Source organism: Vibrio profundum (assembly GCF_050337555.1).
GTDB lineage: Bacteria > Pseudomonadota > Gammaproteobacteria > Enterobacterales > Vibrionaceae > Vibrio > Vibrio profundum.
The window spans coordinates 115,681-127,903 of record NZ_JAKJTA010000005.1 but is presented as its reverse complement, the minus strand read 5'-3'; the positions used below and the strand labels follow the sequence as shown (position 1 = coordinate 127,903).

The following is a 12,223-nucleotide window of genomic DNA, read 5'->3' as shown; positions in this document are numbered from 1 at the left end:
GTTTAGTCCTTCGTACTGGTTAGCCAGCCATTTTTGGTTGCTTGCTCAATCATCTGTTGAGCCTTCTGCCACAATGCGCTAGAACCTAATTCAATTTTTTTATTAACGTCTATAACTTGCTCACGCGTCACCTGATGCTCGACCCAGCTTTGGCCTGAGTTATGGTAGTTCAAGAGCATAGGAATAATGCGATCAAGCGCTTTCGCGTAACGTGCATCAGCACTATTGGCTGCTTCAAATTCGAGCCATAGTGCTTTCAGTTCTTCGCCTTGATCATCTGGCAACATACCAAACAAGCGTATCGCCGCCGCAAGTTCTTTTTCTTGCTGCTCACAAGTCGCGGCAGCATCGTACACAAATGTGTCTCCGGCATCAATTTCTACGATGTCATGCAGCAGTAGCATTTTGACCACTCGTGCTATATCAACAGACTCATTGGCGTGCTCTTCCATTAAAACGGCCATCAAACACACATGCCAACTGTGCTCAGCACTATTTTCTAAACGCCCATCAGCTTCTTTCACTCTTGTTCGGCGCAGGACGGTTTTTAATTTGTCCAACTCAACCACTAACGCTAACTGCTGTTCTAATCTTGATATCATCATCGGCCATCACTTTTCCAATTTGGGTTCGTCAAAGCAGTAAGGACGTGGTCTTGCCACTTTCCATCGATCAAAAGGTAATCTTTCGCGTAACCTTCTTTCCTGAATCCAAGCTTGGCTAGTACCGTCGCACTGCGCTCATTGTGGGGCAAATAGCCCGCCGCTATTCGATGCATGTTCTGCACTGAGAACATATAGTCCACGGCCATCTTCAAGGCTCGGCTCATAATACCCTGCCCTTGGAGCCCTTCAGAAACGGAATAACCGACAGTGCAAGCATGAAAAGGAAAGCGAGATAAATTACTAAATGAAATTGTCCCACACATTGTATTACTGCTCTTATCAAGAATCAGTAAGTAGTAACCGAGCCCTAGTTTATGCAGCTCGCTCAACTTGACAAGCTTCTTGGACCAACTATCTAAAGTGTAAAAGGATTCTTCACGACGCGGCTCCCAAGGCTTCAGGTATTGACGATTCGTCGTGAAGTAATCGACTATCATTTCCGCATCTTGTGGCTCTGCGGTTCGCAGCAAAATATTGTCGTCGCTCTTATAGACTTGGCTGGCGGTACTCACATGACTCATTAGTTCTTTCTGATCCCATATTCACGCAGTTTGTTGGCAATAGAGGTGTGTGACACATTGAGGCGCTTAGCAAGCTTGCGGCTAGATGGGAAAGACTGATAAAGATGCTCTAAAATCTGCGACTCATAGCCTTTCATTATCTCATCAAGCGAACCATCTAAGTCCACATTGAGTGCACCTGTTGAAACACCTTCGTATTGCGGCAAGTGAAATAATTCAATGTTTAGCTCACCATCTTGCAACTCGGTTAAGGCACGAAGTGCCATATTGTCCAGTTGTCTGATATTACCCGGCCACTGATAAGTGGATAGATGTTCCGTCAGCTGGGGAGACAATGCTGGTTTGGCGATCCCGAGTTGTTTCACATATTTGCTCACAAACAGATCAAGCAAGGGCTCGATGTCACTCGCACGCTCTCTGAGCGCAGGAATTTTCATACTCAAGACATTAAGTCGGTAATAAAGATCTTCTCGGAATGCCCCGGATTCAGCCAGCGCTGCCAGTTTGTATCGAGTCGAAGCGATCACTCGTACATCAACATGAACCTCATGTTCTTCACCAACGCGACGAAAGGTTCCGTCTTGTAAAAAGCGCAACAACTTGATTTGCAAATGCGGGCTCATTTCACCAATTTCATCAAGAAATACCGTACCGCCGTTGGCCTGCTCGAATATACCGGTATATCCCGCGTCATGATTGAAAGAACCAGGCGCATGGCCAAATAATTCAGTCTCGGCCACATTGTCAGGCATCGAAGCGCAGCTCAAAACCAGAAATGCAGCGGAAGAGCGCCGAGAACGATTATGACAAGCGCGGGCAAGCATTTCTTTGCCCGTCCCCGTCTCTCCTTCAATAAGCAAAGGTTGGTCGAGCATGGCTAATTTTTTCGCTTGGGTCATTAACGATTTATGCCGACTAGACACACCAACAAAATGTTCAAAACCTAAATGATTATCTGCTGGTAAAACGTCGTCGAGCTGGCCTTTGGTTTGCGATGAACGAATAATCATCACCATGCTCGCGAGTGTTTCGTCGCCGGATTCTCCAGAAATAAACACTGGAGTGACTTCCATGGAGTAATCTAGGCCCTCTACAACCAGCTCTTCTCGATGGCGACTTACATCGCCTTCCGCCCACTTCGAAAAGTTGAGGCTAGGAAGTAAGGTTGCGATCTGCTGGCCGATCATTGCTTCTTCAGTTGAATGAAATAACTCTAGAGCGGCGTGGTTAGCCATATCGACATGACCTTTTAGGTCGATGGCTAGCACTGGCTCCGCAAGAGTATTGATAAGTGAAATGAGCTCAGTGTTATGACGTTCCATGGGCATAAAATGTATTTTACGGACATCTTTTACACCGTCAATAAGTCGAATTTTGGCCATCAATTCACTGAAGGTATCAAAATCGATGTCTGGGCAATTTAGATAAATAATTCCCGTCACATCAATCTCAATCCCACGTAGATCAATATTTCGAGATACAAGAATATCGAGAAGCTCGCGGGTCAACCCGAGCCTATCTTCACATAAGACTTCTAATCGCACCGTGCCATCCTAGTCTAACTGTCAGGAAAAGTTGACAGTAGTGTCGCCTAAGCATGGAAAAGCGTCAAGATTACACAGCTCACATTAACTAACTCTTAACAGCGATTGACGCAATTTTCTGCACGATTTGCTTGCGGATTGTACTCAGCTTCACTGCTTTGCCTTCTTGCCACGGGATCGGGCGCAATAGCGATACCGCTTTTATGCCCAAACGCGCCGTTAAAATTCCGATACCGATACCTTGCCCAGCGCGAGCCGACACTCGGCGCGCAAGGTCCATCGACACCAAATCCATGCTTGCATCAATCACCAAATCGCTGGCTCCGATGGCAGCCATGTTGATCAGCACCAGTTTAAACAATTTCAATCGTGACCAATAACCTAGCTCAACCCCATAGATATCCGCGAGCGCATCGATCATCTTAAAGTTTCGCCACGCGACCAACAGCATGTCCGCTATCGCCAGTGGTGAAATAGCTACGAGCGTTGCAGCTTCAGTGGCGTATTTAGTCACCAACTTCGTCGCAAGTTTATCCTGCTCGCTCACCACCATGGCGTCAAACATCTCAATCACTTCGGCATCACTATGATCTGCCGCGATACTTTGTTGCCAGCGAACATACCCAGCAGAGTTCTGGTTTATGTGGCTATCATTGGCGATTTTCTGACAAAACTCACGCCCTTTACCTACGCTGTCACTTTTAAGCAGGCGCTCAGTTTCATCTTGAGTGTTAAAGTGGCGGCGCAAGCGGCGCAACTTCCACAATTCTTTACCAAATGCGCCAACGCCCAACCCGGCAATCGCCGCAACGAAACCTGCCCAAGCAACGCTTAACCATTGACCCGATGCCACTGCACTTAAAAAAGTATCAATGGCCTGCCAACCAAGTAGCCCAGCAAATACTACGAGCCCGCCAGACCAAAGCCACCTTCCTCGTTTTTTGGGGCGTATAATGTGCTCGATCTTCTGTTCTGACGCTAGTTCTTCTAGAAGCGGCTCCACCGTTTGAGGGACAAAGACGTTCTCGTTGGCAAACACTTGCTGCACGGTGAGATCTTCTTGAGCCTGTTCAGGCTGCTCTAACGGCTGTTCAAAGACTTGTTTTGATTTCAAATCACTCATTTCACTTTGTCTCCCAGTAAATACTCCAGCGCTTTATCTATTCGAATATGGCCAATGGGGCTATCTGGATCAGAGCAGGCTGGGCGAAACCCTGTAAATTCAAAGCCACGTTCTTGCCAATACCCAGAGCTAGGTAATTTCAATGGCACCTCTCCTGGGAACACCGTTAAATCTTCGCCAGATAACGTGACCCCCTGTAAGGCGGGGCTCTGCGCACCACTCACATTGATAAACCCCGACCGAGTCGCTTGAATTGATGCCAAACTCATACAATTCATTTCTATATGCTCATAAGCGGTCGATTGCCACGCGGGCTGCACCATTTGTCTTAGCAGAGAAACCAAGTTTGTGTGTTGTTCAGGGGTGACATGATCGGCTTTGGTTGCAGCGAATAATACTTTATCTATTTTGGCAGAGAATAATCGGCGAACGACATTGCTCCGACCGTATTTGAAGCTGCTCATTATCTGAGCCAAAGCCGCTCTCATATCATGAAAAGAATCATGCCCAGCATTGAGTGGTTGAAGACAATCCACCAACACAATTTGCCGGTCAAAAGTCGAGAAATGGTGTTTATAAAACGCTTTCACCACTTTCTGCTGATATTCCTCATAGCGCTTGGAGAGCATCGCAAGGTTACTCGTCGCACGGGGCTTTTCATTATCACTCAAATGACACGGGAAAAATTGTAGGACAGGCGCACCTTCAAGCTCACCAGGTAACACAAATCGACCCGGCTGGACAAGATGCAAGCCCGCAGCCTTACACTGGTGCAAATACTCGGTAAAACGCTCAGCAATATGTTTAAGCTTCATTTCATCAGCATCGGCACTAAGATCAAGATCAGTAACCTCGGCCAACCACCCCTGAGCCAATTCTTTGCGTACACCCGTTAAGTTTTGTATCTGAGCATTAGACCACTGGCTAAACGACATATCGAGCAGAGGTAAATCAAGTAACCACTCCCCCGGGTAGTCGATGATATCGATATCGAGTACGGAAGCTCGGCTAAGCAGCTGACGATACTTTTTGTTCGATTGATATTTGAGTGACAGTCTAATTTCGCTGACATCACGGGTTGGCTGAGGCCAATTCGGCGGGTTCTGATGCAATTGCCCCATGGCATCTTGATAGGCAAAACTTGGGGTAAGTAAATTGCTTTGCGGCACGCGTTTCGCGCCGACCACACGGCCTTCTCTAGAGGCAACAAACAAAGGTAAGTTGTCATGGGTAGAGGAGTGTAGTAGTTGGTTAACCAAAGAAGTAATAAAGGCAGTTTTACCTGCTCTAGAGAGCCCTGTCACCGCGATTCGTACATTGCTATCCATGCCGCGATGAATTAAGTCGCTCACTTCTTGGGTTACTTTGTTCATCTAGCTTTCTCACTTACGGTTTAAAATATTTTGCTGTATTGGGAGATTATTGTTGAGATCTAGAGGTCTCCCTCGAGGCATACAGTTAAGTATGGCAACACACATATTAATGCCAGATGAATAATAAAGCCCCTGATAAAAATCAGGGGCTTACTTCGTTTAACTCACGCATTACTGTCAATTTATATAATTCTGACAGGTTATATAATACCGATAAATTATAGAATACCGACAAGTCATATAATGTAGCGTACTAAGCCGATAACGTTACTTCGCCGCCTCTGCGATTTTCACTTTCCACGTATCTGGGCCCATTTGGTGAACATTGGCACCTGTAGAGTCCACAGCAACCGTCACAGGCATATCTTCTACTTCAAATTCGTAGATAGCTTCCATGCCTAACTCTTCAAATGCCACTACGCGTGCTTTCTTGATGGCTTTCGATACCAAATATGCCGCGCCGCCAACCGCCATCAGGTAAACCGCTTTATGCTGTTTAATGGATTCAACCGTTGCAGGACCGCGCTCTGCTTTACCAATCATTCCCATGATGCCTGTTTTCTCGAGCATCATGTCAGTAAATTTATCCATGCGCGTTGCCGTTGTCGGACCCGCTGGGCCAACCGCTTCATCGCCCACCGCATCAACTGGGCCAACGTAATAAATAAATTTACCTTTAAGGTCGACACCGTCTGGCAGGCCTTCACCACTGTCTAACATACTTTGGATACGTTTATGTGCGGCATCACGACCAGTCAATATTTTACCCGACAGTAAAACGGTTTCGCCCGTTTTCCATTGCTGGACATCTTCTTTGGTAAGAGTATCTAGGTTCACTCGGCGAGTATTGTCACCAGCTTCCCAAGTAATTTCTGGCCAATCTTCGAGTTTAGGCGCTTCTAGCTGAGCCGGACCTGTACCATCTAGCGTAAAGTGAATATGACGCGTTGCGGCGCAGTTAGGAATCAAGCAGACTGGCTTAGAGGCCGCGTGAGTTGGCGCAGATTTAATTTTTACATCGACAACCGTTGTTAAACCGCCAAGGCCTTGCGCGCCAATACCCAGTTTGTTTACGCGATCAAAAATGTCGAGGCGCAGTTCTTCTTCTGCATTGCTTGGACCACGATCGATCAATTCTTGGATATCGATATGTTCCATTAGTGATTCTTTAGCAAGCACCGCTGCTTTTTCAGCCGTGCCACCAATACCAATACCCAACATGCCCGGTGGACACCAGCCTGCGCCCATTGTAGGTAAGGTTTTCTCGACCCATTCGGCCACATCGTCAGATGGGTTTAACATCACCATCTTCGTTTTATTTTCAGAGCCACCACCCTTCGCCGCAATTTGGATCTCCACTTTATTGCCCGGAACCATATTGATGTGTACCACGGCAGGTGTGTTGTCTTTGGTGTTAATACGTTTGCCTGCTGGGTCCATCAATATCGAGGCACGCAGCGGGTTATCTGGGTTGGTATACGCTTGGCGCACGCCTTCATCAACCATTTCCTGAACTGTCAGATCCGTTTCCCATTGCACATTCATGCCAATGTTAACAAAACAAGTCACGATACCCGTATCTTGGCAGATTGGACGATGTCCTTGAGCGGACATACGTGAGTTAATTAAAATTTGTGCGATAGCATCTTTCGCCGCCTGACTCTCTTCTTTTTGATACGCTTTGTCCAACGCTTGAACGAAGTCCAACGGGTGATAATAGGAAATGTATTGCAACGCATCAGCTACACTACTGATTACGTCTTGTTTGCGAATAACGGTCATTGCATGCCTCGCTTTATTTTATTGTTGGTGCAGACGTAAATGATGCCTTCCTAATGATATTGCGTCTCATACGCATGAAACCATCAAAAATGGCAGCAAAAACTAGCTGCTTTTTAATTTGCGAAATATGATACTCTTGCTGGCCTCAACACGCTATGCAACGAACAAATTCTTTGTCACAAATTAAATATGAAGTACGACGAAAAAAAAACCATTCAAGTTAAGTCGATTAGCTATTGTTCAGATCTCGCCAATACCTTATTCAGTCGCATTGAGCAGTTACCGTGGTCAATGCTGTTGCGTTCGGCTTCTCCAGATCACGTTGATAGCCGCTACGATATTCTCGTCAGCGACCCAAAAGTGACAATTACGACCGAACGTCATTCCTCTCAAGTAACTACGCCTAACGACACGTATACTACAAGTGTTGACCCATTTGAGCTAATTTCAAGCTTACAAGAACAGTATTTACCAAAGGTAAAATCGAACCTCGATTTGCCTTTTGTTGGCGGTGCATTGGGCTACTTTTCTTATGATTTAGGCCGTTACATAGAATCGATGCCAAAAAAAGCTCGTAGTGAGTTATCTGTACCTGATATGGCAGTGGGGCTATATCAATGGGCGGTCGTTATCGATCACCACACCAAACAAGCTTATGTTGTTGGCTCAGAGCCTGAGCAGCATTGGCAGTGGCTATCGGATCAAGGCCGAGGTCAAACGGAGCAATTCGCGCTCACCAGCCCATGGCAATCCAACATGGATAAGCAAGAATACAGCGATAAGTTTGCGGCGGTACAGAATTACTTGCGTGAAGGAGACTGCTATCAAATTAATTTAGCTCAGCGCTTTAGCGCCCGCTACCAAGGCGATGAGTGGCAAGCTTACCAAACCCTAGAGCAAGCAAACCTAGCCCCCTTCTCCGCTTTTCTCCGCTTAGACGACACAGCGATTTTAAGCATTTCTCCAGAACGTTTCCTCCAGCTCAAAGGAGACGAAATTGAAACCAAGCCCATTAAAGGCACGCGACCTCGATCTGAAGACATCGAATTAGACGAACGCTATAAGCTAGAACTGCAACAAGCAGAAAAAGATCAGGCTGAAAATCTCATGATTGTCGATCTACTGCGCAACGATGTTGGCCGCGTAGCGAAACCCGGTTCCGTGCACGTACCAAAACTGTTTGATATTGAAAGTTTCCCTGCTGTACACCACTTGGTCAGTACCATTCGTGCCACACTGGAAGACAAATATCAGGCAACCGATTTATTGCGGGCGAGTTTCCCTGGCGGCTCCATCACTGGCGCACCTAAAATACGTGCCATGCAGATTATTGAAGAGTTAGAGCCGCATCGACGCAACGTATACTGCGGTAGCATCGGCTATATCAGTCGTCATGGCAGGATGGACACGAGTATTACTATTCGCACCCTGATTGCCGAAGATAATGCTCTTTATGCGTGGGCGGGAGGGGGCTTAGTGGCGGACAGCCAGTGTGATGCGGAATACCAAGAAACGCTGGATAAACTCAGCAGAATTCTACCTGTACTAGAGAAAAGCGCTCAGTAGAGCCGCTTTGTCAGGATCGGCCTTACGCAGCTCTCCGTAAGGCCGTGATTATTCCTACACTTCTTCCACGAGTTCAGATTGCCCAGCAGCCTTATCTATCTCTTTTTCAAAAGCTTTCAAACGCTTATAGATAGAGATCAGCTCAACAATCGTGCTCCAAGAGTTGACTAAAAACTGGAATGACTCTTCCACACGACCAAATGCCCGTAAAATTTGGTTAAGAATACCAAGGGTGATCACGCCTGCAATAATCGTCGGTGCCAGGATCACGTAAGGCATAATATTTGTGGTTTGTAAGTAAGAGTACTTCGCTATATTAAATATCATGTAGTATTTGAAAAGCCTGAAATAGTTTTTACGTACATTGGAATACAGATCTCCAAGGCTGCTTGGGTCTGCTCGCTCAGGGCTATCCTCCCCCAACACCAACTCTTTTCTATACGCCGCTTCCACTTTTTGATTGTTGAACTCTAACCCAGGCAACTTCATACCAGCGACTGCAAGCAAAGTGGTACCCAATATCGCAGACAGTATTGCGACAAAAATCAGCGAATGATCAATATGGCCAATCCACGGCAGTTCTGTCACATGCTTACTGAGTTCATTTAGCAAAGGAAGAAACGCGATTAAAGTTAGAACGGAGCGCAAAAAAACCAGCCCTAAACTCTCCATTATACGGGCGAAACGCATGGTATCTTCTTGAATTCGCTGCGATGCCCCTTCCACATGCCGAATCGATGGCCAATTCTGAGTATAATATTCGTTCATCGCAGTGCGCCAACGGAAAATGTAATGGCTGATAAAAAACTCTAAGAAGATGCCAATCAACATGTAAACAAAAGCGATTTTTAAAAACGAAACCGTGCTCCAAAGGAAGTCATCGAGCTTCACAGAACCCGGTTTGGTCAATGCCTCTTGAATACTATTATAAAAACTGCCGAACCAATGATTGATTTCAACATCCAGTTCAACTTTGTACCAAGTGCCAACAACGATGAGCAATGAGCCAAAAAGTGACCAAAAAAGCCACGTTCGGTTGAGAAAAAACGACTTAAACATAAAGTAGCTACCTGCTGTATTATATTTCTAACGAAACTCTGTCGCACCTAAGCAATGTATCGCACCGAAGCAATGTATCGCGCCTAAGAAATAGACAGATGGAGTAATTTGGGGATTGTATGTATTAATATGCTTAACTGAAAGGCAAGAAGCAAAAGGTTTTCTGTGATATTGCTTGAAACCAGCTTCGATGATGAAACTACTCTAAAAAACACCATATTGACGACTGCAATAGCCGAGGCTACTCAACTAACTCCATTTGTTAATCATGCTCTTAAGCTCTTGCCCAGTATAAGGCTTAGATAAAATGTCATTCATGCCGCACTTAAAACAGCGCTCTCGTTCGGCTAAGGTCGTCGCCGCAGTCAAAGCTATAATGGGAATTTGACAGCCCTGCTTTCTTAATCGTTCAGTTGCTTCAAATCCATCCATTTCAGGCATACGACAATCCATAAAAATGAGATCGTATTTTCGGATTTGTACTGCCGACAACGCTTCTACACCATTTCCAAAGATATCTGGGGTAAAGTCCATCTTACTCAACATACTGTTGATGATAATTTGATTCATACGAATATCATCCACAACCAATATAGCTAATTCATTCACCGATAAAGTATCGTTAGGCTGATCGTTCAAAGGCGTATCATTTTGGCTATGCTTGTCAGGTACAATCAATGGTAATAAAAGGGTAAATTGGGTCCCTTTCCCCACTGTGCTTTGAAAACTCACTTTTCCAGACATAAGGTCCAAAAGCTGCTTACAAATCGCTAAGCCCAAGCCCGAACCTTCGAAAAATCGCGTACTCGATGGATCTGACTGGATAAATGGATCAAATAAAGAATCATGATCTGCTGCCGGAATACCAATACCAGTATCTTCAACGACGACAGAAAGCTCACTTTCAAACCATTCAAAATATACTGAAACTGAGCCTGATTCAGTAAACTTAATGGCATTTCCAATGACATTGACTAACACTTGAGTGATTCGCTCATAGTCGCCGATGAAATGCGTCGGCACCGGATTGCGACGATCCATAGTAAATTGGATCTGTTTTTCTGCTGCTTGAGATAAAAAAATGCCGTTTAAGGTAGACTCCAAGCTTTCCCACTTAAACTGAGTAGGAATGAGTTCCATCATGCCTGCACTCATTTTGCTGTAGTCAAGCAGGTCATTAATGATGACTCTTAGCAAATCCCCTGACTGACGTAGATTACCTAGATAACTCAACTGTTCTTGAGTGAGCGAAGTATCTTGCAACAACTCAGCGCTCCCGAGTAACCCATTCAACGGTGTGCGCATTTCATGGTTAATCATTGCGACAAACTCTTTGGTCGCTTTCTCCGATTGCTCCGCCCTTGTCCTCGATTCAACCGTTGCAGAAATCATATTTTGATGAACAATCGCACTGCACAACAGTTCAGCAATCAGCGTCATTTGCCCTTCGATAAACTTGTAATCCAGTTCACCGACTGACGTTTCGAATGCTAACGTGCCCACCAACCCACTACCAATTTCAAGGGGTAAGTAAAGCCGATCTTTCTGCCAGTCAATAGCCGATTTGCACTGGTAGTCGACAAACAACTGCTTCTCTCCCAACCGAACATCTTCTAAGTGGGGCTCCACGCCCTGGCTTTGTAGGTCCGCGAGAGTTTGAGGAGAAAGTCGTAATCCTACCGCGATAATCACGTCGCTCGATTTCAGCCGATCAAGTAAGTCATTAAGAAATACTGCGTCTAGATTCCTTTTTAAGAAAGCATGACCAAATTCAATTAAGATGACATCCACGCACTCTTCAAGTTCAAACTTCCGTAAGTCTTGCATCGTTTGCTTCTTGAGATGTTTTAGTGCAAGTTCTAGTTGTTGATTACTGTGATATAGCTCAAGCGATTTATTTTCCAGCAAAAACTCAGCTTCCTTGCGGGCCGCTTTTTCTCGCGCTAGCCTTCTTTCTAAAATTGACTTTTCGCTCATACCGCTACTCAATACAAAGCTGGAACCTTACGTGGCTGCCTTGGCTATCTTCCGAATTCATCGTGATACCAATGGATTCATCAAAATGTTCCGCGCAGCCCTTTATCAAGCCCAAGCAAACATGTGACATGCAACGTGCGCTATAGTAATCAAAAGTCATCGCCAGCTTATCTTCTGTGATGAAATCAAACTTAGGTGGCTTGGCGTCGGGATAAAGCTTTTTAACCTCAATGTGAATATGATTTTCAACCTGACGTAAAAACTGAAAGGTTGTAGTACACAATTTGAGTGCCGTTGTAGAAGGAATAGAAGCATGCAGGTGGGCGAATATCGCTTTACCAAAGGTGGCTTGTAAATCTTCTGCGGAAACATTGGTCAACTTGCTCAACGCCACAATCAGTGACACTAAGTGTTTGTGATCGTAGCTGCCTACCGAAGTGTAGACTCCTTTATCCTGCGCCAAGTCAAACATTTCTTCCAAGACTTGAGAGCCAAATTCCGTTTCGACAAGCTCGATAAATTCGGTGAATATAATGCCTTTCATCTTTTTGAGCTACCCTTAAAGTAAAGGTAAATAATTTCTAGCATGACCCAGATTATCTGTTTGATCAAA

10 protein-coding genes are annotated in these 12,223 nt (G+C 45.3%); 1 reads left to right on the top strand and 9 read right to left on the bottom strand.

Annotation, left to right across the window (positions count from 1 at the left end; all coding sequences use genetic code 11):
• Positions 1-2 precede the first annotated feature (2 nt).
• The 6 genes from L4C34_RS04960 to L4C34_RS04935 form a co-directional block, all read right to left on the bottom strand.
• The gene (locus L4C34_RS04960; RefSeq protein WP_428788436.1) at positions 3-599 is read right to left on the bottom strand and encodes an HD domain-containing protein; all 597 of its coding nucleotides are present in this window, start codon (positions 597-599) and stop codon (positions 3-5) included.
• Between the two features lie 2 nt (positions 600-601).
• Positions 602-1,186, bottom strand: coding sequence for a ribosomal protein S5-alanine N-acetyltransferase (gene rimJ / locus L4C34_RS04955; protein WP_428788242.1), 585 nt, complete (start codon positions 1,184-1,186; stop codon positions 602-604).
• Entirely contained in the window at positions 1,186-2,730 is a 1,545-nt protein-coding gene (gene tyrR / locus L4C34_RS04950) for a transcriptional regulator TyrR (RefSeq protein WP_428788241.1), read from the bottom strand. Before tyrR ends, rimJ begins: the two co-directional genes overlap by 1 nt.
• Positions 2,731-2,818: 88 nt before the next feature.
• Positions 2,819-3,853 carry a YcjF family protein gene (locus L4C34_RS04945; RefSeq protein WP_428788240.1) on the bottom strand — a complete coding sequence of 345 codons (1,035 nt, stop codon included), beginning with the start codon at positions 3,851-3,853 and terminating at the stop codon, positions 2,819-2,821.
• Positions 3,850-5,226, bottom strand: coding sequence for a YcjX family GTP-binding protein (locus tag L4C34_RS04940; RefSeq protein WP_428788239.1), 1,377 nt, complete (start codon positions 5,224-5,226; stop codon positions 3,850-3,852). The genes L4C34_RS04945 and L4C34_RS04940 overlap by 4 nt, the downstream gene beginning before the upstream one ends.
• Positions 5,227-5,493: 267 nt before the next feature.
• Positions 5,494-7,008 (bottom strand): fumarate hydratase, encoded by a 1,515-nt coding sequence (locus L4C34_RS04935; RefSeq protein WP_428788238.1) that lies wholly within the window; start codon positions 7,006-7,008, stop codon positions 5,494-5,496.
• Positions 7,009-7,197: 189 nt separating this feature from the next.
• Here L4C34_RS04935 and pabB point away from each other — a divergent pair, with 189 nt between their 5' ends.
• The gene (pabB, locus tag L4C34_RS04930; RefSeq protein WP_428788237.1) at positions 7,198-8,574 is read left to right on the top strand and encodes an aminodeoxychorismate synthase component I; all 1,377 of its coding nucleotides are present in this window, start codon (positions 7,198-7,200) and stop codon (positions 8,572-8,574) included.
• Positions 8,575-8,628: 54 nt separating this feature from the next.
• Here the strand turns inward: pabB and L4C34_RS04925 are convergent, their stop codons facing one another.
• From L4C34_RS04925 to L4C34_RS04915, 3 genes are all read right to left on the bottom strand, one after another.
• Positions 8,629-9,633, bottom strand: coding sequence for a putative transporter (locus L4C34_RS04925; protein WP_428788236.1), 1,005 nt, complete (start codon positions 9,631-9,633; stop codon positions 8,629-8,631).
• Positions 9,634-9,882: 249 nt separating this feature from the next.
• Positions 9,883-11,610: an ATP-binding protein gene (locus tag L4C34_RS04920; protein WP_428788235.1), complete on the bottom strand. Its 1,728-nt coding sequence runs from the start codon at positions 11,608-11,610 to the stop codon at positions 9,883-9,885.
• A 4-nt stretch (positions 11,611-11,614) separates the two neighbouring features.
• A complete protein-coding gene (locus L4C34_RS04915; RefSeq protein WP_428788234.1) occupies positions 11,615-12,154 on the bottom strand; it encodes a heme NO-binding domain-containing protein in 540 nt (179 codons plus the stop codon).
• Between the last annotated feature and the right edge of the window lie 69 nt (positions 12,155-12,223).

What these genes read in the sequence shown, in the direction of transcription:
- L4C34_RS04935 (WP_428788238.1), bottom strand. Translation starts at nt 7,008, where the DNA reads ATGACCGTTATTCGCAAACAAGACGTAATCAGTAGTGTAGCTGATGCG.
- rimJ (WP_428788242.1), bottom strand. Translation starts at nt 1,186, where the DNA reads ATGAGTCATGTGAGTACCGCCAGCCAAGTCTATAAGAGCGACGACAAT.
- L4C34_RS04925 (WP_428788236.1), bottom strand. Translation starts at nt 9,633, where the DNA reads ATGTTTAAGTCGTTTTTTCTCAACCGAACGTGGCTTTTTTGGTCACTT.
- L4C34_RS04920 (WP_428788235.1), bottom strand. Translation starts at nt 11,610, where the DNA reads ATGAGCGAAAAGTCAATTTTAGAAAGAAGGCTAGCGCGAGAAAAAGCG.
- L4C34_RS04915 (WP_428788234.1), bottom strand. Translation starts at nt 12,154, where the DNA reads ATGAAAGGCATTATATTCACCGAATTTATCGAGCTTGTCGAAACGGAA.
- L4C34_RS04940 (WP_428788239.1), bottom strand. Translation starts at nt 5,226, where the DNA reads ATGAACAAAGTAACCCAAGAAGTGAGCGACTTAATTCATCGCGGCATG.
- pabB (WP_428788237.1), top strand. Translation starts at nt 7,198, where the DNA reads ATGAAGTACGACGAAAAAAAAACCATTCAAGTTAAGTCGATTAGCTAT.
- L4C34_RS04945 (WP_428788240.1), bottom strand. Translation starts at nt 3,853, where the DNA reads ATGAGTGATTTGAAATCAAAACAAGTCTTTGAACAGCCGTTAGAGCAG.